This window comes from Rhodococcus sp. SJ-3, from assembly GCF_051918125.1.
Taxonomy (GTDB): domain Bacteria; phylum Actinomycetota; class Actinomycetes; order Mycobacteriales; family Mycobacteriaceae; genus Rhodococcus.
Window position 1 is genome coordinate 1,903,566 of record NZ_CM123306.1, and the last position, 21,904, is coordinate 1,925,469.

Below are 21,904 nucleotides of genomic sequence, written 5' to 3' on the forward strand. Positions count from 1 at the left end.
TGGACGGTCAGCTCTCTCGCTCCGTGGAACGACCGACGTCCGGGTAGCCGCGACCCTCGCGGTGGCACCTTTCCCATTTCCGAGCCCTTGTCACACACCGGCAGATGAGCTTAGACTCCCCTAAGTTATGGGGTGCAACTTAAGGGAACGGGGCGATGAACAAGTGTCCGAGCCGGGCAGACGCGTGCGCAAGATCGACATCGACGACATCGTCCGCGTCGGTCGCGAACTGGGCATGCGCCACCTGAGCCTGAGCGCGGTCGCCGCCGAACTCGACGTGTCCACCACCGCCCTCTACCGGCACGTCGACGGACGCTGGGGGCTAGAGCGGGCGGTGGGAGAAAGCCTGCTGGATGACCTCGTCCTGCACGACGACCCGGCTCACGACGCCACACAACACCTACTGTCGTTCGGGCTACAACTCAGGGCGTTCGTTCTGGCCAACCCCGGGCTCGGCACCTACATGCAGACACTCTTCCCGCGCGGTGAAGCCGGCCGTCGCCTGATGGTGCACGAGGTGGCCGCCCTGGCGAGGCGCGGATACACACCCGACCTCGCCATCATCCTGTCCAGTGCGGTCGCGGGCAACACGATCAATTACGCGGTGGCAGACGAAAACCAGCAGGAAAGAGCAGAGGGGCTCGAGGACCAACGCCGCAATGTCACGAACCAGTTGGCTACCGACGCGGAACTGGGCACAACCCACCGCGAGCTACCGACGTTCACACACGACGAGTACGTGAAACTTGTTCTCACAGCAATAATTCGAGGCCTTGTCGCGGTCACACCTCCAGGTCGGCCGTTGGAGCAGGTGGTCGCCGATCTGGCGGCCACCGGAATGGGGATCTGATGGCCAAACGGGGGTTCCAGGGCGCGGTGATGCGCGGATTCGGTGCCCGCGTCCACGACGCGGTCGTCACCGGTACCGAGCAACTCGCACCGCACTTCCTGCGTGTGCGGTTCTCATCCACAACACTGTTCGACGACGCCGATCCGGGACCGACCGCATATCTACGGTTCTGGGTCCCCGACCCCGACGACCCCGACACGGAACATCAACGGGGATACACGTTCTCCGAGGCAGACACGGAGGAAGGCACCTTCGCGGTCGATTTCGTGCTGCACGAACCGGCTGGGCCGGCATCGGTGTGGGCGAAACATGCAGAACCCGGCAGCACCATCAGCATCACGTCGTTCGGTTCCAAGCAGTTCACCGTGCCCGACGAACTGCCCGCCGGCTACCTGTTGATCGGCGACTCCGCCTCGATTCCCGCAATCAACAGCATCATCGACGTTCTCCCCCGCGATGTCGCCGTCGAGGTGTATCTCGAACAGCACGACGACGCCGACCTCCTCATCCCCATGTCCGATCATCCGCTGATGAACACGCACTGGGTCCCGCGGCTCGGCCCCACCTCGCTGGCCGCGGCGATCGAGGATCGCGACTGGTCCGATTGGAAAGCATGGGCCGGTACCGAATCCAAGGCCCTCAAGCACCTGCGAACCCGGTTGCGCGACGATTTCGGATTCCCCAAATCCGAGGTGTACGCACAGGCCTACTGGTTCCACGGTCGCGCCATGGGCACGTACCGCTCGAACGACACCGCCGAGCCGGAACCCACGATCGAAGAGGCACCACCGGCACCGCAGCCCACCCAGAGCAGTCGCGGCTCGTGGCAAGCGGAGTCCGGGGGCAAGCTGATCGGCACGCTGCGCAATACATTCGTCGCTGCAGGCGCCCTGCAGGCCTTGATCACCCTGATCCAGCTCGCCCCGTTCGTACTGCTCACCGAGCTTGCTCGTCGCATGCTCGACGGAGCACCGGAATCACAGCTGTGGACGATCGGCATCTGGGCGATCGGACTGATGGGTGCGGGCACGCTGCTCGCCGCCGCGCTGTCCTTCTGGCTGCACACCGTCGATGCACAATTCGAACGTGGTCTGCGGACACAGCTTCTGAGCAAACTGGCGAAGCTTCCCCTCGGCTGGTTCGACGACCGTGACTCCGGGCAGGTGAAACGCGTCGTGCAGGATGACACGTTGTCGCTGCACTATTTGGTGACACATGCTGTCACCGATGCCGTCGCCGCGGTGGTGGCGCCCGTTGCTGTACTGATCTACCTGTTCACCGTGGACTGGCGTCTGGCACTTCTGATGTTCGTGCCGATCCTCGTCTACGTCGTGACGACGGTGATCATGGTGGTCCAGTCCGGAAACAAGACGGCGCAGGCGATGCGCTGGGCCGACCGGATGAGCTCCGAAGCGGGTGCCTATCTCGAAGGACAACCGGTGATCCGTGTGTTCGGCGGAGCAGCGGCATCCACGTTCCGCGCACGACTACGTGAATACATCGAGTTCCTCGACGGTTGGCAACGCCCCTTCAGCAACAAGAAGTCGCTCATCGATCTCGCGACGAGACCCGCCACTTTCCTGCTTCTCATCACTGTCACCGGGACCGCTCTGATCACGTCCGGAAGCATGCAGCCCACAGCTCTGCTGCCGTTCCTGTTCCTGGGGACCACGTTCGGAGCTCGCCTTCTCGGCCTCGGGTACGGTCTCGGTGGCCTGCGCGGCGGCATGCTCGCTGCCCGTCGTATCGGTGTCGTCCTCGACGAGCCCGAACTCGACACCCGTGAAAGCGACTCCGCGCCACCCCGTCACGCAAGCTCCGTCGAGTTCGACCGCGTCTGCTTCTCCTACCGGCCCGGTGTCCCCGTGATCGACGACGTCTCCCTCACCCTGAGCACCGGAACAATCACCGCGCTCGTCGGGCATTCGGGTTCCGGGAAATCCACGATGGCGGCACTGCTCGCCCGGTTCCACGACATCGACGACGGCACCATCCGCATCTTCGGCCGCGACATCCGCGAGTTCGATGCCGACGCCCTCTACGAACAGGTCGGATTCGTCTTCCAGGACACACAACTCGTGCAGGGAACGGTGCGAGACAACATCGCGCTCGCCGTTCCCGACGCCACCGACGAACAGATCGAATCGGCTGCACGGTCCGCGTACATCCACGATCGGATCCTCCAGCTGCCCGACGGCTACGACACCGTGCTCGACGCCGATCCACAACTGTCCGGCGGTGAACGACAACGCATCACGATTGCCCGTGCCATCCTCGCCGACACTCCGATACTCGTCCTCGACGAAGCAACGGCCTTCGCCGACCCCGAATCGGAATATTTCGTCCAGCAGGCACTGAGCAGGCTCACCACGGGCCGCACCGTCCTGGTCATCGCACACCGCCTGCACACCCTCGTCGATGTCGACCGCATCGTCGTCCTCGATCACGGCCGCATCGCCGAAACAGGCACCCACAGCGAATTGCTCGCCGCAGACGGCCGCTACCGGAAGATGTGGGACGCGGGTTCCCACACATCGAACGAACTCGCCTACGCAGACCAGGAGCCGGCCCGATGATCCGCACCCTGCTCGCTCTGCTGCCACCGGGCAGCCGCCGCACCGTCGTCCTCCACCAAAGCCTGACCGTCGTCAGCGTCGTCCTCCGCGCCGTCGGTGTCGTCCTGCTCGTGCCACTCGTCGGTGCCCTGTTCGGCTCCACCCCGTCCGATGCATGGCCCTGGATGGGCGCACTGGCCGCCGTCACCGTCACCGGATGGATCGTCGACACGGCCGCCTCCCGGCTCGGCTTCGACATCGGCTTCGGGTTGCTCGACCACGCCCAGAACGAAGTTGCCGAGCGCACCGCACGAATCCGGTTGACATGGTTCACAGGTGAGAACACCTCCATCAACCGTCAAGCCATCGCGGCCACCGGACCGGATCTCGTCGGTCTCATCGTGTATCTGGTGACACCGATCCTGAGCGCAATCCTGCTGCCGCTCGCCATCGCGATCGCATTGCTGCCGATCAGCTGGGTCCTCGGAGTCGCCGCGCTCGCCGGTGTGCCCATTCTGCTCGGAGCGTTCCTGTTGTCGGGACGACTCGGGCGCAACGCCGACCATGCCGCCGCCGACGCCAATGCGGCTCTCACCGAACGAATCGTCGAATTCGCCCGCACCCAGCCCGCTCTGCGCGCAGCACGACGCACCGAGCCCCACCGCAGTCATGTGGGCGAGGCCTTGGAACGTCAGCATCCCGCGACCCTGCGTCTATTGCTCATGCAGGTCCCGGGGCAGCTCATCTTCGGCTTGGCCACCCAGCTGGCATTGGTGATCCTGGCCGGTGCCGCAACCGTGCTGACCGTGCGCGGCGACCTCGGTGTGCCCGAGGCGATCGCGTTGATCGTTGTCATCGTCCGGTATCTCGATCCGTTCACTACGCTGAGCGACCTCACCGGAGGAGTGGAGTCGTCACTGACCACGCTGCGGCGCATCCGTGCCGTCCTCGAGGCACCGGTCGACAGTGACGACGGCACCTGCACCATCACCGGAAGAGCTCCCCGTATCGAACTGCAGGACATCCGCTTCTGGTACGGAGACGGCGCCCCGGCACTCGACGGTGTGGATCTCATGTTCGAACCCGGTACCACCACTGCCATCGTGGGGCCGTCGGGTTCGGGCAAGAGCACCATCCTCTCGCTCCTCGCAGGTCTCCTCACTCCGCGCACCGGACGGATCCTCGTCGACGGCATAGAATCCGATGCTCTCGACCCGATCTCACGTAGCGCACTGGCGGCCGTCGTCTTCCAGCATCCCTACCTGTTCGACGGCACGATCCGCGAGAACATCCGTGCCGGCGACCCGAACGCCGACGACACGGCACTCGCCGCGGCCGCGTCGCTCGCGCAGGTCGATGAAGTGATAGCTCGTGTCCCGGACGGGTGGGACACCCGTGTGGGCGAGGGTGGCAGCGCTCTGTCGGGTGGTGAGAAGCAACGGGTGTCCATTGCGCGCGCGCTACTCAAACCGGCGCCGTTGCTCCTCGTCGACGAGGCCACCAGCGCACTGGACACAGAAAATGAAACAGCAGTGGTCCAGGCCCTCACTGCCGACCCCACACCACGGACCCGCGTGATCGTCGCGCACCGACTGGCCAGCATCCGCACCGCCGACCGCGTCGTGTTCCTCGAACGGGGCAAGGTCGTGGAGGACGGCACTGTGGACGACCTACTCGCTGCGGGTGGTCGATTCGCCGAATTCTGGCGTCAGCGCGACGTCGCATCGGGCTGGCGATTGGAGAGCGTGTCGGATGGTGCCGGTGTGGCTCCCTGATCGTCTCCCGCCCGGAAGCACCGGCATGTGTGGAAGCACCGACGGCGGGTACCCGATCCCACATGACATCACTGACCGCACTCGCACTGACCTGTTCACTCAAGCCCTCACCTGCACCGTCGAGCAGTGATCTGATCGCAGATCAGGTCCTCGAGGAACTGCGCGCCCACGACGTGACCGGCGACAAGATACGGCTCGTCGACTTCGATATTCGACCCGGGGTCGAGGCAGACATGGGCGACGGGGACCAGTGGCCTCGCATTCGTCAGCAGATCTTGGACGCCGACATCCTGTTGATCTCGACCCCCACCTGGCTGGGCCAGATGTCCAGCGTCGCCAAACGCGCCCTCGAGCGTCTCGACGCAGAACTGTCCGAAACCGACGACAGCGGACGTCCGATCTTGTTCGGCAAAGTAGCGATCGCAGCGGTGGTCGGCAACGAAGACGGGGCCCACGCGATCGTCGCTTCGCTGTTCCAGGCGCTCAACGACTGCGGCTACACCATTCCCGCCCAGGGCTGCACCTACTGGAACGGCGAGGCAATGACACCCGGCGACTACAACGATCTCGACAGCGTTCCCGAAGCCGTCGCATCCACCAACGCAACCGCAGCCCGCAATGCCGCGCACTTGGCCCGGACCCTGCGAGAGCAGCAGTACCCTGCTGCGGAGGGATGACAGAGCACCACCGGGAAGTACGTTGCGACACCTCTCATCTCGACTACGCACAATCCTTCGGCACCCCGCTACGGTATCGGCCTTCAAATGCACTGTGGCAGTGCTGATCGCATGGGTGCTGGCCGACCGTGTGCTGCATAGCCCCGAAGCCTTTCTCGCACCCTATGCCGCCCTGTTCATCATCGGCACCACGGTGCGCAGTTCGGTCACCGCCGCAGTGCGCCAGATCGCGGTCGTGATACTCGGAGTGCTCGTGGCCGCGCTGGCAGCAAGCACGCTGCCGGAACTCGCGGCACTGGCTGGGGCGGTCGCAGTCGGCACCGTGCTCGGCCGCAGCCGTTTGCTGGCGCCGGACGGCATGTGGGTCGCGATCACCGCATTGCTGGTATTGCTGTACGGCACGGCTACGAACGCCGCCTTGGTGCTTCATCGCATTCTCGATGTCACCATAGGCGTGCTCATCGGTGTTGTGGTCAACGCTCTCGTGTTGCCTCCCGATCGACTTTCCACCGCGCGCGATCTCATCCTGTTCCGCGCTCATGAGCTTTCGGTCCTGCTCGCCGATCTTGCACATGAACTTCGGGAAGGCGACGGGGACGGTCAGGACCGAGACCGGAAACAGCAACAGCTGTGGAGTCTCTACAAGTCGACAGGGGCCCGCGCCGCGCTGCGTGAGGGCAGGGAAAGCTTACGCGGCAACATGCGGAACGCCGGCTGGGCCAAGGTCGGTGGCTCACGCGTGTACCAGCCGATAGCAACCATTCTCGACCAGTCGTTGCTGCACGTGTCGATGGCGGAGGTTGCAGTCGAAGCACTCATCGATCCCGAAGATTCGAGCGCCGCTCCCGTTTCCGAACGGTTGCGTCAGGACGCCGCGGCACTACTCGATACATTTGCCACCGCGTTCGACGAACTCACCTGGGATCCCGCACATCACCGCGACCCCTACCTGAAGGTCGTGAATACGGCGCTGCCTGACGCACGTTCACTTCTCGGTTCGTTCAAGGAGGGGATCCGAGACGAACATCCCGTATCCGATGCGTGGTCGGTGATCGCCATGGCTGCGGAGGGTCTGAGGACTGCGCTCGCCGCACTCGACACCCTCGAGGGACACGGCCGCGAGCCCACGCGATAGTCGCGATGAGCCCGCGTGCCGTCGTCCCTCTACGGTGTAGCGCCCCCCTCACACGCGAGGCGGCAGGTCGTTCTCCCCGGTCTCACGGCCCGTATACCCGTGGCGAGAGTCCCCGCCCACGCGATGGTCCCCACCGACGTGATGGTCCCCGCTCACGCGCTGGTCTCCGTCCACCCGGTGCTCTCCACCGGACGACGGATCGAGCTTGTTCGCCCGCGCCACATCCGCGTCGAGTTCCTCGCGGGACCGATCGGCTGCAGCGCGCTGGTTGTCCGCGCGGTTGCGCAGTCGTGCCGCTTCGGCTGCCTTGGCGTCCGCGTCCGCCGCAGCCCGCCGCGCTTCGGCATCGGTCTGCTCCGCCACCACTGCGCGTTGTTCGACAACCGGCTGCTTCTCTGTCACTCGGTCGCGGATGTGCGCCGCTTCCTCTCTGCGCTTCACTTCAGCGCGACGCCTCAGCGCCCACACGAGTCCGACGAGCAACAGCAGCACCACCAATACGATGATGATCAGCAATACCCAATCGTTCGTACTCATCGCTACCTCCTCAGGCATCTCCGATGGGCTACCCGCGAGGACGGTCCCGAAACTCGAATTGCCGCTCGATCGGCCGACCGCGGGTTCAGATCCCAATCGGTCGATCTACTCCGAAGAAAGCGGTCGCATCACTCGGGCCGCAGGAACGATTGCCGAGACCAACACGATGACGAGCGACACGACACTCACGGCCACCACCGCGCTCCAGCGCATCTGCAGCGACACCGGCTGCCCGAGGTCGGCGGCCAAGCCGGCTGCAACACCCGCCAGAGCAGGCCATGCCAGAACCACACCGAGCACCACACCGATCAGCGCGACCACCGCCGACTCCGCTGCGACGACGCCGAGAATCTGCCTGCGCGTCGCGCCGATCCGCTGCAACAAGCCGAAGGCCGCGCGACGGTTGGTGGTGGCCATCGCCATCGTGTTGGCCACCGCGAGCGCCGCGAATGTGAGTGACAAACCGACGAGCGCAAGTTCGAACAGGCGCAGAAGACGCTCGTCCTCCGCGTTGCCCGCACTCTCGTACTGTGACGGGGTCTCGACCTGCGCACCCGTTCCGGCCAGGGTATCCGCCAATGCAGCCTGTTCGATCCCGTCCGCATAGAGCACGGGAGTCATAGCTGTCCGGTCGTGATCGAGAGCAGTGCCCCGGTCTACGAATGCGAATGCCGGTGCGCCGGTGACAATGCCGGCCACCTCGAGCGGGATGTTCCGGCCGTCCGGGAAGACCGTCTCGACGGTCGCACCGATGTGTGCGCCCACTCGGCCGGCTGCGTCCCGGTCCAGCACGATGCTGCCCGCTTTCAGATCTGCCGAGCCGCCTTCCACTTCCAGGTCGAGCGCGCTCATCCCGGCCGAGTCGATTCCCCAGACATCGACAACGCGGTCACCGAAGACAACGCTGGTCGCGACCGGCGCGATCACGGTGCCGGATCCATACGAGTGAACTGTCTCGACGACATCGGGCGGCAGAGTGGGCGCACCCTCGGGTGGAGACACGACGAGATCGGTGGGGACTGCAGCGGAGGCATTGTCGCCGAACGCGGTGTCCATCGTGTCGATCATCCCGGTGAGCATGACGGCGAACCCCACCAGCACGAGGACGGGCGAGAGCACGGACGACACCCGGCGCACGCCGTGCGCGGATTCGGCCCGGATGAGTTCCGCTGTCGGGCCCGAGCCTCGGACCAAGATTTGCATCAGTTTCGGCAAGTAGACGGGGCCGAGCGCTGTGACCCCGACGATCGCAGACATGACCGCGGTGACGGCGTACATCGCACTCGATCCGCCAGTGCTCAGCCCGCTCGCCGCGGCGAAGGCGAACGCCCCGACCACGGCGCACACACCGGCGATCCCACGCGATCGCGTCATGGGCGACCGTTCCACCTCGGACACCCGCAGCGACTCCATCGGCCGCACCCGCGCAGCCCGCCGGGAGGCAAACCATACTCCCGTGATGGCAACGCCGACACCGGCGATGACCGCGGCCGCTATGGGGACCGGCGTGATCGACAATTCCCATCCGGCAGGCAGCATCCCGGCGTCGCGCATCCACCCTCCGAGCAGGGGCGCCACGGTGCAACCCAGCACCGAGCCCGCAATGCTCGATACGAGGCCGACTGCGCCGGCCTCGGCCAGCAGCATGCCGCGGACCTGGCCGGGTGTCGCACCGACGGCCCGAAGCAACCCCAGTTCCTGACGTCGCTGTGTCACAGCGAAAGCGAACGTGGTGCCGACGATGAACACCGTGATCATCGCGGCGAGTACGCCCATCGCACCGAGCAACTGCGACCCGATGTTTCGCGCCCCGCGATCGGCCGAGGTCTCGATGTGCGCAAGGTCGTCTCCCGTGAGTACCGATCCGGCTCCCGCGATCCCCTCGAACACGGCGCGTACCGAACCGATGTCGGCCTCCTCGTCGAGAACTACGCCCACCGTGGTGGCGCCACCGGACAGCGATCGTGCTGTGTCGTCGTCGACGTACACCGACCTCCCGTCCGCGACACCCGAGACGGTGACGTTCGTACGTCCGGCCGGTGTCACCAACGTGGTCGCGTCGCCGGGGCTCAATCCACTCGCCTCCGGTGCGACGACCTCATCGGGCCCAACGGGAAGCTCGCCGGAGATCACCCGGGCTGTCCCCAGGATCGACGCCGAAATATTGTGTCCGAGTGGATCATCACGTTCTGTCGGAGTCAGTATCCGGTCGCCGTCGGCAAGTTGGGCGGGGAAGACGAGATCCGGTACGACGAGGGCGACACCGGCAACGCTTGCCAGCTGCGCGACGAGGCCGCGTTCGTGCCCCTCGTCCAGCGGGCGGCGGACCGGGGTGCTGTTGTAGGTCTCGCCGAGGACTTCGGTGGTGACGATGAGGTCCGCATCGAAGTACTGCGACGGTGGACGGGGTTGCGCAGACGCAATGACGAGCAGAGTCGCCGAAAGCAGACCGATGCCGCACGCCAGCGCCACCGCACTGCCCACAAGATTCCGCCACTGGTGTCGCGCGGAAGTCACTGCAAGCGAAAACATCACGCCTCCCATTCGGTCATGCGGGCTGCAATGCGCTGCGCAGTCGATCTCGACCCGAACTCGTCCACGATCTTGCCGTCTGCAAGGAACAGCACCCGGTCGGCCGCGGCAGCGACCACCGGGTCGTGCGTCACCGTCACCACTGTCTGACGATGCTGGTCGACCAGTCGTCGAAGCTGCTGCAGCACAGTGCGTGACGAGGTGATGTCGAGCGCGCCGGTGGGCTCGTCGGCGAATAGGACCGACGGTCGTGAGATCAGCGCCCGCGCAATCGCGACACGCTGCTGTTGTCCGCCCGACAACTCCGAAGGCAGATGTGCCGCCCGGTCACCGAGGCCGACGAGGGCGAGCGCCGACGCCACTTCGGCCTTGCCCGGGCGCTCACCATCCAACCGCAACGGCAACGCCACATTCTGCGCGGCCGTGAGGGACGGGACGAGGTTGAACGCCTGGAACACGAACCCGATGTGCCGACGCCGGAACTGTGTCAGTGCTTTCTCTCCGAGCTGCGTCACGTCGGTGTCGCCGATCCGGACCGCGCCGGCATCCGGGCGGTCGAGCCCCGCAGCACAGTGCATCAGTGTGGACTTACCGGATCCGGAAGGTCCCATGATCGCGGTGAAGGTACCCGGCGCGAACGCGACCGAGACATCGTCGAGCGCGGTCACCACGCTGTCGCCGAGGCGATACCCCCTCGAGACTCCGCATAACGTGACATCTCCGCGCTCGGTAGCCTGAATAGTTGTCGTCATGGCATTCGACCCAACCCGATATCGAGGACCGTGTCGGTCGCGCAGAGACGACTGTTACGAGTAGCGCCAGCACTACTGTGGCGCCCCGCCGGACGCGATAACGTGCGTGGACGTGGAGTCTTCTACGCTACGCGTCGCGGTGACCCGGTCACCGATACGGTTCCTGTTGTCGTGGTGGCCGTGGCGTGCCATCGCATACCTCGCGACGGGGGCCGCGCTGGGTGCCCTGACGGCTGCCGTAGTCGCGATCGCGGCCCTGCTGTCGATCTACATCGTCGGTCTCGTACTGCTCGCCGCATGCCTGCTCATGGGCATTCCCATTGCACGGTGGGAACGGGCGCGGCTCCGCTTGGTGGACGAGGAACCGACCTTCGACCCGCACAGTCGCGTCGCCGAACGTGGATGGCGTGTGTGGCTCCGAACTCGACTGCGGGAGCGCGTCACGTGGCGGGAATTGGGCTACGCGGTGGTCAATGCGTCGATCCTGTGCTGGATCGACGCGCTGGTCCTCGTCCTGTGCCTCGGAACGGTGTTCTTCGGCGTGGAGGTGTCGTTGACGGAACCCGGTGTACCCACGCACTATCGGATCATCTTCGTGCTCGCGTCGGTCGCGTTCCTCCCGGTCGCGACCTACATCATCGCGGCATGGGCGGCCGGACGCGCCGAGATCGCCCGCGCTGTTCTCTCTCCCCGCGACGCCGAACTCGACCGCATGCTCAACGAAGTAACACTCTCGCGCAGTGCTCTCGCTGCAGCATTCGACGCAGAACGCCGACGCATCGAACGTGATCTGCACGACGGTGCACAGCAACGGCTCATCGCGCTGTCGATGTCGCTCGGCATGGCAAAACTCGATGTGCCCGCAGGTTCCGCGGCGGCCGAGCAGGTGGGTGACGCCCAGCAACAGGCGAAGCTGGCGTTGCAGGATCTACGCGACCTGATCCGCGGCATCCACCCGCAGGTTCTGGCGGAGCGCGGTCTAGCGGCCGCGGTCGACGATGTGGCGGCACGCTCTCCGATCCCCGTGGACGTGCAACTCCCCATCCGACGGATGCCCGCAGACGTCGAGTCCACCGCTTATTTCGCGGTATGTGAGGCACTCGCAAACGTCGCACGTCACGCCGGAGCGTCGCGGGTCAGTGTGTCTGGCCGGTTGGCAGAGTCGACACTGTTCCTCGACGTCACCGACGACGGTTCCGGTGGTGCCGATCCAGCGCAGGGAACCGGGCTCGCCGGGCTCGGCCACCGCCTCGCTGTACTCGGCGGCACGATGATGCTGGACAGCCCCGCAGGCGGCGGAACCCGACTACGAATGGAGATCCCATGCCGGCACTTCGCATAGTGTTCGCCGAGGATTCCCTCCTCGTCCGGGAGGGCGTGGTGGGGATCCTGGCCCGGTTCGGGCACGACGTCGTCGCTGCTGTGACCGACGCCGATTCCCTCCGCGACGCCGTCGTGTCGTTCCGCCCGGACATCGCGATCACTGACGTCAGGATGCCGCCGACACACACCGACGAGGGCCTCGTGGCGGCAATCGCCTTGCGCCGCACAGTGCCCGCTCTCCCGGTCCTCGTTCTCAGCCAGTACATTCAACCCACGTACGCTGCCGAACTCATCGATTTCGACGCAGGGGGCGTCGGTTACCTCCTCAAGGATCGTGTCGGGGAGGTCGAACAGTTCGTGTCCGACGTCGAACGTGTCGCGGCGGGCGGTACCGTGGTGGACCCTGAGGTGGTTCGCACTTTGCTTGCCACGAACCGAAGTCCCCTGTCGCGGTTGAGCAGCCGAGAGCTGGAAGTTCTCGCTCTGATGGCCGAGGGCGATTCGAACGCGACGATCGCCGCGAAACTGGTGGTCACCGACGCGGCGGTAGCGAAGCACGTGCGGTCGATTCTCATCAAGCTCGATCTACCACCGGAGATGGACGGCCATCGGCGCGTGCTGGCGGTGCTGAAGTACCTACAGCGTTGACGAGGGACGTACTCGACGTACTCGCAGGCGCTTCCGTGTCAGTGTGTCGCCAACTCCACCTTCCGACGTTCCGCGGCGGGAACGCCTCCACCGCGCGCCAGATCGATTCTCACGTCGCGGAGCGTGCCGGTGAAGGCGAATCTGCCGCGCCGGGCGATTTCCTCGGCGACCGGGCTGCCCCTGTCTACGCCGATGTCGAGTTGTTCGTTCATCGAGAAGATCGCACGCGCAGTGCTCTCGACGCGTCCGTTCGCGACGGCCACGTCGTCGATACACAGGGTGACTGTGCCGCCCTTGCCGATGCCGCCCCCGTCGTAGTCGAAATGAAGCGACACCACGCTCTCCCCTCGAGGCAGCGAGTCCGGTGCACGCACGAAGGTGCGCTCACGGTCGCAGAAGTTGTAGCAGAAAACGGGTTTCGAATCGAGGACGTACAGCGCGAAGCCCCCGAACCTGCCACCGATCCCCACGAGCATCCCTTCGGACGACGCGCCGTCGGTGTCGATACGCGCAGTGAGCATGAACGACCGGTTGAAGAACGACGGTGCCGCCTTCTCGACCAGACCCTGCATGTGCGGGTAGAGAGTGATGCTCGAACGACCCTCGAACGGGTGCGGCGGTCGCGATTCCTGGGTGTGCCTGCCCACGGTGCGATCGTCGAGCGGGAGCACCTGATACTTCGCGGCCTCGACGAGGAAGAGTTGTTTCAACCGGTCCAGAACGTCCGGGTGCTCTGCCGCGAGGTCACGCGCCTGCGACCAATCGGTTCGAGTGTCGTACACTTCCCAACGGTCTTCGTCGAGAGTCGGTAGTTCCGCACCGGCCGTCGCCATGAGCCAGGGTGGTCGGTGCGCCGTCACCGCCGTCCATCCTTCGTGATAGATGCCCCGGTTACCGAAGATCTCGAAGTACTGGGTGCTGTGCCGTTCGTCGGCGTCGGCCTCGTCGAACGTGTAGTTCAGTGCGATACCTTCCATGGGCATCTGAGCGACACCGTCGACGGTGTGCGGTGCGGGCAAGAGTACCGGACTTCCAATGCCGCTTTCACTGGGAACCCAATTCGATTGCATTCTGGGATAATCGGGCAACACAGCACTACGCGACGAGCGACTACTTCCCCCATCGCCGCGTCATGGAGCGGGTCGCGATCATCGGCGACGTTCCGCACTGACCACCGCGAAGGAGAGGACTGTGTCAGGTGGCACACGCCTTCGGTGCGTCCCACCTGCCGCTCGTCATCATGGCCGGACGATACAGCGGAAACCTATGTGACACGTTGATGTTTCGACGGTTTCTGCTTGTCGTGCAGCCGGGCGATATCGCAGGCAGTAGTTCGGAGCGCACAGGTGTGAACCCCCCTTGATCACACGGCTCGGATAGTCTTCCTCACCCTCGCCGACGCTCGAACGCGGGTTCGCTGGAATGCAGCACGCATGAGCAGGAGAGGTCTCGCGACCATCTGCTCCATGCTGCGTGGTGAAGAGGTCGGTGGTCCACTGCCACGCGTTGCCTGCCATGTCGACCAGACCATATCCATTGGGTCCGTACGACCCCACAGGCGAGGTGCCGACGAATCCGTCGTCGGCGGTGTTCTCCCATGGAAACTCACCCTGCCAGGTGTTGGCTCGAAATCGTCCGCGCGGAGCGAACTCGTCACCCCACACGAAGCGCGCCCGGTCGAGACCTCCGCGTGCCGCGAACTCCCACTCCGCCTCGGTCGGAAGCTCTTTGCCCGCCCACTCGGCGAAGGACAGTGCGTCGAAATACGACACGTGCACCACAGGGTGACGTTCGCGTCCGGCAATGCTGCTTCCCAGCCCTTCCGGCATGCGCCAGTTGGCGCCCGGCATCCACGACCACCATCTGCGGAAGTCGTCGAGCGGCACCGGGCCGGGGGGCGAAACGAAGACGAGTGAACCCGGGACCAGCAGAGCAGGATCAGCATCGGGATAATCCTCTGCGCGGGGCTGCAGTTCCGCTGTGGTGACGTACCCGGTGTCTTTCACGAAGCGTCGAAACTCTGCGACGGTGACGTGATGTTCGTCCATGAAGAATCCGTCCACAGATACCTGGTGGGCCGGGCGTTCCTCCGGATAGAACTCGTCCGAGCCCATCCAGAATGTGCCGCCGGGGATCCATGCCATGTTCTTGGGTGCGGTCCGTGCTCGAGACACCGTGTTCATGCAGACCATTCTCGCATGACTCGTTCTTCAGGAAACAGAATGGATGACAGCAGATTTGCTCCCGGTGGCCTCATGCCCCGCGCGCTGCACACCGAACCGGTTCTCGACGAAGTCTCCCCGGTCGTACTGGCTGGATCGGCCACCTCTACTGCGCTTCGGCGGCACGCTTCGCGACCAGATCCTTGATGTCGTCGTCGATCTCGAGCTGGAATGACCTGAACATGCGCGCGAGCATGTCGTAGCTACCCACAGTGAAAATCAGGTCGAGAATCTGCTGAACGTCGAGGTGCGCAGCCAGCACCTTCCACGTAGATGTGCTGATCTCGCCGTCCACGACCAGTTCATCGACGGATTTCAGCATCGCACCATCGAGTTCGTCCCAGAGCGGTGCCGTCGGGCCGAACGTGACCCGGCTGATCTCCTCGTCGGAGAGACCGGCATCCCTCGCCATGAAGACATGCTGAATCCATTCGTATCCCGAGTCGCGCACCACCGATACTCGCAGAATGAGCAGTTCGCGCTGACGCTCCGACAGGGTGGTCGCCATCAGGAGGTGCCCGTTGAGAGTGAAGTACGCCTTTGCCAGTTCCGGGTGGTGCGCGAACGTGCCCAATGTGTTGAGCGCTTTGGGGCGCCCCTCCGTCGACGGCTGCGGATGCCGGGGGTTCGGTGGGGTCATCGCAGCGAGCGCCCCACGCATCTCCTTGGGGAACTCGCGCAGAGCCAGTGGTTCGATTCGTGCCATGTCGCTTCGTCCTTCTGTTCGTCCATCCATGATTCTGCAAACCCGGAAGCAATGCGGCTATGCGACCGCTTCCTCACCCACCAGCGTGGTGCGATGCATCAGGCGAGGTGATGTGGGCTCGTACGGCAATGCCCGGTGAAGAAGCCCTGTGTTGTCCCACATTACGAGGTCGCCGACCTGCCAGCGATGACGGAGCACGAACTGCGGTTGCGTCGCCCAGTCCAGCACGTCGTCCAGCAGCGCGCGTCCCTCCTCGGGAGTCATCCCGACAACCTGCCCGGCGGTCGCTCCGATCAGTAGCGAGTGGCGGCCGTCCCTGTGCTTCCAGACCAGCGGGTGTTCTCGTGCGGGAAGTTGATTCCACGCATCCTTCTGCTTCCGAGTGGCTTCGGGGTGCGTCAGTGATTGTGCGGCCGCCATACTGTGAACCACTCGGTACTGGGCCAGTTCGGCCTTCCGTGACTGTGGCAGGGCATCGTAGGCCGCGTAGGTATTCGCGAATTCGGTATCGCCCTCACCTTCGGAGACTGCGCGCGCAGTCAGCAGCGTGGCCTTCTGCGGGATGTCGTCGGTAACACCGTCGACGTGCCAGAACACGGTGCTGCGGCGCACCCGCGCCAGCTCGCTTCTGCTGGGATCCAGGGTGACCGGCGAGATTTCCGGAAAGCCCGGAAGCCCGCCCATCTTCGCTACCACCACATCTCCGAGCATTCGGCTGAAGGCAACCAGGTCTGCATCGGAAACATGCGCCCGAGGAAAAACGACGACGCCGTGGCGGGCCAGTAGTTCCGAGGTGGTCGACGCGATATCCGGATCCGTGAATCCGGACTCCGAGATCCCTTGAATCTCAACACCGATGGATGGAGAGATCATGTTTGTGATCATGAACGCACCCTTCTTCGTCCATCGGAACCTTAGATGCGCGCCGCAATGTTGTCAATGACTACATTGCGGCGGCGTTTGCTAGAGTTCCCCCACATGACCAAGGGCTACCATCACGGAGATCTTCGCGCCGCACTCCTGACGAAAGCCGAAGAACTACTGCAGGCATCCGGGGAATCCGGACTGTCCTTGCGCGAACTCGCCCGCGCGGTCGGGGTCAGCCACAGCGCACCGAGTCGCCATTTCGCCGATAAAGCCGCACTTCTGGAAGCTCTCGCCATCGAGGGGTTCCGCCGGCTGGGTAATACCTTGGACGCTGCGGCCACGATCGAGGGCCGCAGCTTCGTGGCCACCCTGCACGACGTGGCAGTAACCTTCGTCCGGTTCTCGACCGACAACCCCGCACTGGTGGAGCTCATGTCGCGCTACCGGCAGGGAGACGTCACTTCCGAATTGAGGCACGCCCGCGCTGCGAGCTTCGCTCCGGTAGCAGCCCTCGTAGACATCGGCCTGTCCAAAGGCGAACTCGCAGGAGAGGCTCGGACCATCGGCACCGTTTTCTTCGCGACCCTGCAGGGGATCTACGTCATGAGCAACAACAAGACGCTCGACCCACTGGACGACGAACTGATCATCGATGTGGTCGATTCACTTCTGAACGGTTTGGCGCCGAACCCGCATGCGCGGAACGAGCCGCATTCCCGGTAGAACTACCAAGCAATTGCTTGGTATAGTGCCGCACAGGAGGTCGTTCAATGACATTGATGCGAAGCGAATCGAGTTCGGCACCGAAAGCACCGGCCCAGCGCCCAGGCGTCGTGGAACGGTTCACCCTGATTCTCGACGCAATCGCCTCCGGCCCCGATCGGATGTACCTCGAAGAGATCACCGATATCACGGGTCTACCGCGTTCCACCGTCTTCCGGCTCCTTGCCCAGCTCATCGAACAGGGGTGGATCGAGCACCACTCCCGCGGCTACCGGCTGGGTCCGCGAATGTTCACGATGAACCGGACCAAAGACCACTCGCGGCTACGCGGAGCCGCATCGGGAATACTGAACGACCTGCACGCGAGCACCCGCGGAGTCGTTCACCTCACAGTCCTCGAGGGCGCCTCCACATACTTCCTCGACCGGATCGGCGGTGCCGCGAGCGCAGCCATCCCCTCCCAGGTCGCCACCTACCTACCCGCCGAGAGCACGATCAGCGGTCGGGTACTCCTTGCCGGACTCGAACCCGAACAGGTCGACGCACTGCTGACGGCAGGGCCCCGCGTACATTCCCGCTCCGACCTGGACGCCCTGCACCACAGGCTGAACCGGATCCGTCAGCGCCACGGGCTCGACGTCATTCCCCGTCGCGCATGCCATATGGCCATCAGCTCTGTTGCGGCGCCGATCACCGGCCCCAACGGTATCGAAGCTGCAATCTCGGTCTCCTGCGTCGGCACGGTAGAGCTGTCGAACATCGCACCACTGGTCTGGTCCGCGACTCGACGTATCTCGCGAGCGCTCCACCACCAGGGGGAGAACCGTCGGCAGCCGAAGACCTCCGCGCGATCACCTCGCGCGGAGGTACGCGCCGCACCGTAGGAACTCCGCGACATAGAAACTCATGGTTGTCGCGCGGCCCTCGGGACGGGCACCGGAATCGCGTCGAGCAGCTCCCGCGTGTACTCCTCGCGGGGCGACTTGTAGATCTGATCGACGGCACCCGATTCGACTACGGTGCCCGATTTCATCACCAGCACACGATCTGCAATGACCTCGATGAGGGCAAGATCGTGGCACACGAACAGATAGGCGAGGCCGAGTTCTTCCTGCAGATCGCGGAGCAGATTGAGAACTTGGGCGCGTACCGACACGTCGAGAGCGGCGACCGGCTCGTCACATACGATCATGTCCGGCTCGAGAGTCAACGCACGCGCAATCGCGACCCGCTGGAGCTGGCCACCCGACAGTTCTGCCGGATAGCGGCCCAGATAGCGCGACCCGATACCGACCTTGTCGAGCAGTTCCTCGGCACGACGCCCGCGGGCCGCCCGGTCCATGTCGGTATGCACGATCAGCGGCTCGACGACCGCGTCGAGTACTGTCATCCGCGGATCGAGTGAACTGTGCGGATCCTGGAAGATCATCTGCATACTGCGCCGCATCTCGCGTAGCCGTGCAGGTTTCGCCGCCAGCACGTCTTCACCATCGAACAGGACAGTGCCCGAGTCCGGCTCTATCAAGCGGAGCACCATGCGTCCCACAGTGGATTTACCCGCGCCGGATTCACCGACGACAGCAAGGCACTCGCCCGCGTCGAGAGTGAACGACACATCGCGCACGGCATGCGTCCATCCGGTGCGGCGCCCCAGCAGGTTGCGTCCGGTCGGGAACGACTTGGTCAGGTTGGTTACTTCGAGCAGGCTCATGCCCCCGTCACTCCTTGCAATTCCAGATCCGTCACGCGCAGACAACGAGCGGAACGACCGGACGTGGTCTCAACCAGCACCGGATGGGTGTTGTCACAAAGTCCCGTCCGGGCATGGGGACAGCGATTGTGGAAGTGGCAACCGGAAGGCCATTCCCCCGCCGCGGGGATGCGCCCCGGGATCGCGGCTAGCCTCCGGTCGGAGCTCATCCCGGGACGCGGGATCGACGACAACAGGCCCGACGTGTACGGGTGCTGCGGGACCGAGAACACATCGTCGACCGTGCCGTCCTCGATCACCTCCCCCGCATACATGACCACGACGCGCTCACACAGTTCGGCCACGACGCCCAGATCGTGGGTGACGAACAACAGCGCAACCCCGGTCTGCTCCTGCAGATCCCGCAGCAACTGCAGGATCGTCTTCTGCACGGTCACGTCCAACGCGGTGGTCGGCTCGTCCGCGATGAGCAGGCGCGGGTTGCAGGCCATGACCATCGCGATCATCACCCGCTGGCACATGCCGCCACTGAATGCGTGCGGATACTCGCGCACTCGCTCGGCTGCACGTGGAATCTGCACCAGCTCGAGCATTTCCACTGCGCGTGCCATCGCAGCCTTGCGGTCGAGACCGAGGTGCTTACGGACTGATTCGGCGATCTGATCGCCGACGGTATACGCGGGATTGAGACTGCGGATGGGCTGCTGGAAGATCATGCCCATCCCTGTCCCGCGCAGTGCCCGCCACTGCGCCGGCGTGCCCGCCACCAGATCGCGCCCGTCGAATTCGACGCTGCCGTGCGAGACCCTGCCTCCGGTGTCCCCCGTCAGACCCATCACAGCGAGCGACGAGACGGTTTTTCCGGAACCGGACTCGCCGACAAGGGCAACCGATTCCCCGGCCGCCACCTCGAACGACACGTCCTGCACGGCTGTCACCCACTCCTTGCGACCCGCGCGGAACTGGACCGTCAGGTCGCGTACTCGAAGCAGGGGCGAGTCGCGTCCCGGTGGCACCTTCTCGAGTCGGGTGAGAGTGTCAGTTGCTGCCATTACGACTCCTCGTCAGCGCCCGGCGAACACCGTCACCGAGGTAGGTGAACGCCAGCACGGTCAGAAAGATCATCACCCCGGGCGGCCACACCAGATGGGGAGCCAGCTGCATGTTCGATGCAGCGGTGCTGAGCATCGCCCCCCAGCTCGCGGCGGGAGGCGCTGCGCCGAGCCCCAGGAAGCTCAAGCTGGCCTCGGCTGCCACCGCGGTCCCGAGCGACACGGAGATCACCAGCACGACAGGGGGCATCACGTTGGGAAGGATGTGCCGTCCGATGACACGGAAGGTACTGCATCCCAACGCAATCGATGCCTCGATATAGGTGTCGCCGCGCACGTCCATCGTCGTTGCCCTGGCCACCCGGAAGAACCGTGGCGCCATCACCAGGCCCACCGCCAGCATGGCGTTGGTGATTCCCGTGCCGAGGACAGCGACGATGGTGATCGCCAGAACGAGCGACGGAGCACTCATCAACGCATCCATGATGCGGGTGAGCACGGAATTCACCCAGCTGCCACGGTAACCGGCGATCACACCCAGCGGCAGGCCGAGTACAAGTGCGAGAGCGACGGCCTGCACCGACGCCTGCAACGAGATACGGGCTCCGTAGATCAGCCGGCTGAGCACGTCCCGCCCGTAGTCGTCGGTGCCCAGCCAGTGCGCCGACGACGGCGGCTGCAGGCGGTCGACCACCTCCTGTGCGTACGGGTCGTACGGCGCGATCATCGGAGCGAAGACTGCCATCACGATCAACAGCAGCACGAATGCACCGGCGATCGCGGTCCCCGGGCGCCGTCGCAGGAATCCGGTGACACGACTGCCGATTCCGGCAGCGTTCTCGACGTTCACCGTGTCGGACAGTGTCGATGTCATGCGCGCACCTTCGGGTTGAAATAGCCGTACGAGACGTCGACGAGCAGATTGACGACAACGACCACGCAGGTGGTGAACAGGACGAATCCGAGCAACACAGGAACGTCGTGGTTCTGCACGCTGTTGACCGCCAGGCTTCCCATGCCCGGCATGCTGTAGATGATCTCGATCGTCACCGCACCACCGAGCACCTCCGCGACACGGAAGCCCAGCACCGTAACGACCGGGATACATGCGTTCTTCAGTCCATGTTTCAGGACGACACTTGCAGACCCGAGCCCACGCGCTTTGGCATTGAGGATGTAATCGCTGTTCATCACCTGCCCGAGGGCCGACCGCAACTGCACCGTCACCTCGGCCGCGGGCAGCAGGGCCAACGCCACGCCCGGCAGCACGAGGTGCTGGAACCACGGCACGACACCCTCCGAGAGCGGCACGTACCCGAAGGCAGGGAAGATCTGATTCGACACCGCGAACACCGAGACCAGGACGAGCCCGAACCAGAATGCGGGAATCGCGATCGCGACGGACGCCACGACGTTGATCCCCCGATCGAGAAGCCCACCGGGACGCAGCGACGCCACCACTCCGAGTACGACACCGATCACCACCGCAAGGACCATCGCGAACGCCACCAGCGACAGCGTCGTCGCCATGCGCCGCAGCAGGAGATCGCCTACCGCCTGATCGGACAGGAGCGAGGTTCCGAGGTCGCCCTGGAGCACTCCCCAGACCCAGTCCAGATATCGGACGAACACGTTCTGGTCCAGATTCAGCGTGGCCCGCAGCTCTTCGAGCCGTTCCGGGCTCGGGTCCTCGCCCGCGAGGATCACCGCGGGATCCCCCGGCGCCAGGTCGATCAACAGAAATATCAGCAACGGCACGATCAGCAGCAGCGGAATCGCCGCCAGCAATCGTCGCCCAGCGTACAACAGCATCGTCCAACCTTCCCGTATGTCGTTGCC

The 21,904-nt window shown here is 64.7% G+C and carries 20 protein-coding genes and 1 pseudogene; 10 read left to right on the plus strand and 11 right to left on the minus strand.

Annotation, left to right across the window (positions count from 1 at the left end; translation table 11 throughout):
* The first annotated feature begins 184 nt into the window (after positions 1–184).
* From ACTDXD_RS08640 to ACTDXD_RS08660, 5 genes are all read left to right on the plus strand, one after another.
* Positions 185–850 carry a TetR/AcrR family transcriptional regulator gene (locus ACTDXD_RS08640; RefSeq protein ID WP_440126652.1) on the plus strand — a complete coding sequence of 222 codons (666 nt, stop codon included), beginning with the start codon at positions 185–187 and terminating at the stop codon, positions 848–850.
* The gene (locus ACTDXD_RS08645) at positions 850–3,426 is read left to right on the plus strand and encodes an ABC transporter ATP-binding protein/permease (protein WP_440126653.1); all 2,577 of its coding nucleotides are present in this window, start codon (positions 850–852) and stop codon (positions 3,424–3,426) included. Before ACTDXD_RS08640 ends, ACTDXD_RS08645 begins: the two co-directional genes overlap by 1 nt.
* The gene (locus tag ACTDXD_RS08650; RefSeq protein WP_440126654.1) at positions 3,423–5,180 is read left to right on the plus strand and encodes an ABC transporter ATP-binding protein; all 1,758 of its coding nucleotides are present in this window, start codon (positions 3,423–3,425) and stop codon (positions 5,178–5,180) included. Before ACTDXD_RS08645 ends, ACTDXD_RS08650 begins: the two co-directional genes overlap by 4 nt.
* Positions 5,181–5,242: 62 nt before the next feature.
* Positions 5,243–5,857: an NAD(P)H-dependent oxidoreductase gene (locus ACTDXD_RS08655; RefSeq protein WP_054804957.1), complete on the plus strand. Its 615-nt coding sequence runs from the start codon at positions 5,243–5,245 to the stop codon at positions 5,855–5,857.
* A 94-nt stretch (positions 5,858–5,951) separates the two neighbouring features.
* Positions 5,952–6,992: an FUSC family protein gene (locus ACTDXD_RS08660; RefSeq protein ID WP_440126655.1), complete on the plus strand. Its 1,041-nt coding sequence runs from the start codon at positions 5,952–5,954 to the stop codon at positions 6,990–6,992.
* Between the two features lie 48 nt (positions 6,993–7,040).
* On the opposite strand, the gene ACTDXD_RS08665 is transcribed toward ACTDXD_RS08660, so the two are convergent.
* The 3 genes from ACTDXD_RS08665 to ACTDXD_RS08675 form a co-directional block, all read right to left on the minus strand.
* Positions 7,041–7,529, minus strand: a complete 489-nt coding sequence (locus ACTDXD_RS08665) for a hypothetical protein (RefSeq protein WP_440126656.1) — start codon at positions 7,527–7,529, stop codon at positions 7,041–7,043.
* 105 nt (positions 7,530–7,634) lie between these two features.
* Positions 7,635–10,061 carry an ABC transporter permease gene (locus ACTDXD_RS08670; RefSeq protein WP_440126657.1) on the minus strand — a complete coding sequence of 809 codons (2,427 nt, stop codon included), beginning with the start codon at positions 10,059–10,061 and terminating at the stop codon, positions 7,635–7,637.
* The gene (locus ACTDXD_RS08675; RefSeq protein WP_440126658.1) at positions 10,061–10,813 is read right to left on the minus strand and encodes an ABC transporter ATP-binding protein; all 753 of its coding nucleotides are present in this window, start codon (positions 10,811–10,813) and stop codon (positions 10,061–10,063) included. Before ACTDXD_RS08675 ends, ACTDXD_RS08670 begins: the two co-directional genes overlap by 1 nt.
* Before the next feature lie 112 nt (positions 10,814–10,925).
* On the opposite strand from ACTDXD_RS08675, the gene ACTDXD_RS08680 reads away from it, so the two are divergent.
* Both ACTDXD_RS08680 and ACTDXD_RS08685 read left to right on the plus strand, forming a co-directional pair.
* A complete protein-coding gene (locus ACTDXD_RS08680) occupies positions 10,926–12,155 on the plus strand; it encodes a sensor histidine kinase (protein ID WP_440126659.1) in 1,230 nt (409 codons plus the stop codon).
* The gene (locus ACTDXD_RS08685) at positions 12,137–12,784 is read left to right on the plus strand and encodes a response regulator (protein WP_054809829.1); all 648 of its coding nucleotides are present in this window, start codon (positions 12,137–12,139) and stop codon (positions 12,782–12,784) included. The genes ACTDXD_RS08680 and ACTDXD_RS08685 overlap by 19 nt, the downstream gene beginning before the upstream one ends.
* 38 nt (positions 12,785–12,822) lie before the next feature.
* Here the strand turns inward: ACTDXD_RS08685 and ACTDXD_RS08690 are convergent, their stop codons facing one another.
* Positions 12,823–13,803 (minus strand): hypothetical protein, encoded by a 981-nt coding sequence (locus tag ACTDXD_RS08690; protein ID WP_440126660.1) that lies wholly within the window; start codon positions 13,801–13,803, stop codon positions 12,823–12,825.
* Between ACTDXD_RS08690 and ACTDXD_RS08695 the strand changes: the two are divergent.
* Positions 13,800–13,955 (plus strand): annotated as a pseudogene (locus tag ACTDXD_RS08695) (TauD/TfdA dioxygenase family protein); the annotation flags it as partial. The gene ACTDXD_RS08690 and the pseudogene ACTDXD_RS08695 overlap by 4 nt on opposite strands.
* A 67-nt stretch (positions 13,956–14,022) precedes the next feature.
* Here the strand turns inward: ACTDXD_RS08695 and ACTDXD_RS08700 are convergent.
* From ACTDXD_RS08700 to ACTDXD_RS08710, 3 genes are all read right to left on the minus strand, one after another.
* Positions 14,023–14,928: a formylglycine-generating enzyme family protein gene (locus tag ACTDXD_RS08700; RefSeq protein WP_440127590.1), complete on the minus strand. Its 906-nt coding sequence runs from the start codon at positions 14,926–14,928 to the stop codon at positions 14,023–14,025.
* A 184-nt stretch (positions 14,929–15,112) separates the two neighbouring features.
* Positions 15,113–15,712 carry a carboxymuconolactone decarboxylase family protein gene (locus ACTDXD_RS08705; protein WP_440126661.1) on the minus strand — a complete coding sequence of 200 codons (600 nt, stop codon included), beginning with the start codon at positions 15,710–15,712 and terminating at the stop codon, positions 15,113–15,115.
* Positions 15,713–15,769: 57 nt separating this feature from the next.
* Entirely contained in the window at positions 15,770–16,585 is an 816-nt protein-coding gene (locus ACTDXD_RS08710; RefSeq protein WP_440126662.1) for a TauD/TfdA dioxygenase family protein, read from the minus strand.
* Between the two features lie 105 nt (positions 16,586–16,690).
* Here ACTDXD_RS08710 and ACTDXD_RS08715 point away from each other — a divergent pair, with 105 nt between their 5' ends.
* Both ACTDXD_RS08715 and ACTDXD_RS08720 read left to right on the plus strand, forming a co-directional pair.
* Positions 16,691–17,302, plus strand: coding sequence for a TetR/AcrR family transcriptional regulator (locus tag ACTDXD_RS08715; protein WP_440126663.1), 612 nt, complete (start codon positions 16,691–16,693; stop codon positions 17,300–17,302).
* 47 nt (positions 17,303–17,349) lie between these two features.
* Complete coding sequence (locus ACTDXD_RS08720) at positions 17,350–18,186, plus strand: IclR family transcriptional regulator (protein WP_440126664.1); 837 nt, start codon at positions 17,350–17,352, stop codon at positions 18,184–18,186.
* 20 nt (positions 18,187–18,206) lie between these two features.
* On the opposite strand, the gene ACTDXD_RS08725 is transcribed toward ACTDXD_RS08720, so the two are convergent.
* The 4 genes from ACTDXD_RS08725 to ACTDXD_RS08740 are packed head-to-tail and all read right to left on the minus strand — an operon-like array spanning position 18,207 to position 21,877.
* Positions 18,207–19,013, minus strand: coding sequence for an ATP-binding cassette domain-containing protein (locus ACTDXD_RS08725; RefSeq protein ID WP_440126665.1), 807 nt, complete (start codon positions 19,011–19,013; stop codon positions 18,207–18,209).
* Positions 19,010–20,065 carry an ABC transporter ATP-binding protein gene (locus ACTDXD_RS08730; RefSeq protein WP_440126666.1) on the minus strand — a complete coding sequence of 352 codons (1,056 nt, stop codon included), beginning with the start codon at positions 20,063–20,065 and terminating at the stop codon, positions 19,010–19,012. Before ACTDXD_RS08730 ends, ACTDXD_RS08725 begins: the two co-directional genes overlap by 4 nt.
* Positions 20,052–20,939, minus strand: a complete 888-nt coding sequence (locus ACTDXD_RS08735) for an ABC transporter permease (RefSeq protein ID WP_440126667.1) — start codon at positions 20,937–20,939, stop codon at positions 20,052–20,054. The genes ACTDXD_RS08730 and ACTDXD_RS08735 overlap by 14 nt, the downstream gene beginning before the upstream one ends.
* The gene (locus ACTDXD_RS08740) at positions 20,936–21,877 is read right to left on the minus strand and encodes an ABC transporter permease (RefSeq protein WP_440126668.1); all 942 of its coding nucleotides are present in this window, start codon (positions 21,875–21,877) and stop codon (positions 20,936–20,938) included. Before ACTDXD_RS08740 ends, ACTDXD_RS08735 begins: the two co-directional genes overlap by 4 nt.
* Between the last annotated feature and the right edge of the window lie 27 nt (positions 21,878–21,904).

Excerpts from the sequence above, each read along its gene's own strand:
- ACTDXD_RS08645 (WP_440126653.1), top strand. The coding sequence starts at position 850 with ATGGCCAAACGGGGGTTCCAGGGCGCGGTGATGCGCGGATTCGGTGCC.
- ACTDXD_RS08650 (WP_440126654.1), top strand. The coding sequence starts at position 3,423 with ATGATCCGCACCCTGCTCGCTCTGCTGCCACCGGGCAGCCGCCGCACC.
- ACTDXD_RS08655 (WP_054804957.1), top strand. The coding sequence starts at position 5,243 with ATGACATCACTGACCGCACTCGCACTGACCTGTTCACTCAAGCCCTCA.
- ACTDXD_RS08665 (WP_440126656.1), bottom strand. The coding sequence starts at position 7,529 with ATGAGTACGAACGATTGGGTATTGCTGATCATCATCGTATTGGTGGTG.
- ACTDXD_RS08670 (WP_440126657.1), bottom strand. The coding sequence starts at position 10,061 with ATGTTTTCGCTTGCAGTGACTTCCGCGCGACACCAGTGGCGGAATCTT.
- ACTDXD_RS08675 (WP_440126658.1), bottom strand. The coding sequence starts at position 10,813 with ATGACGACAACTATTCAGGCTACCGAGCGCGGAGATGTCACGTTATGC.
- ACTDXD_RS08685 (WP_054809829.1), top strand. The coding sequence starts at position 12,137 with ATGCCGGCACTTCGCATAGTGTTCGCCGAGGATTCCCTCCTCGTCCGG.
- ACTDXD_RS08700 (WP_440127590.1), bottom strand. The coding sequence starts at position 14,928 with ATGGCATGGATCCCCGGCGGCACATTCTGGATGGGCTCGGACGAGTTC.
- ACTDXD_RS08705 (WP_440126661.1), bottom strand. The coding sequence starts at position 15,712 with ATGGCACGAATCGAACCACTGGCTCTGCGCGAGTTCCCCAAGGAGATG.
- ACTDXD_RS08710 (WP_440126662.1), bottom strand. The coding sequence starts at position 16,585 with ATGATCTCTCCATCCATCGGTGTTGAGATTCAAGGGATCTCGGAGTCC.
- ACTDXD_RS08715 (WP_440126663.1), top strand. The coding sequence starts at position 16,691 with ATGACCAAGGGCTACCATCACGGAGATCTTCGCGCCGCACTCCTGACG.
- ACTDXD_RS08720 (WP_440126664.1), top strand. The coding sequence starts at position 17,350 with ATGACATTGATGCGAAGCGAATCGAGTTCGGCACCGAAAGCACCGGCC.
- ACTDXD_RS08725 (WP_440126665.1), bottom strand. The coding sequence starts at position 19,013 with ATGAGCCTGCTCGAAGTAACCAACCTGACCAAGTCGTTCCCGACCGGA.
- ACTDXD_RS08730 (WP_440126666.1), bottom strand. The coding sequence starts at position 20,065 with ATGGCAGCAACTGACACTCTCACCCGACTCGAGAAGGTGCCACCGGGA.
- ACTDXD_RS08735 (WP_440126667.1), bottom strand. The coding sequence starts at position 20,939 with ATGACATCGACACTGTCCGACACGGTGAACGTCGAGAACGCTGCCGGA.
- ACTDXD_RS08740 (WP_440126668.1), bottom strand. The coding sequence starts at position 21,877 with ATGCTGTTGTACGCTGGGCGACGATTGCTGGCGGCGATTCCGCTGCTG.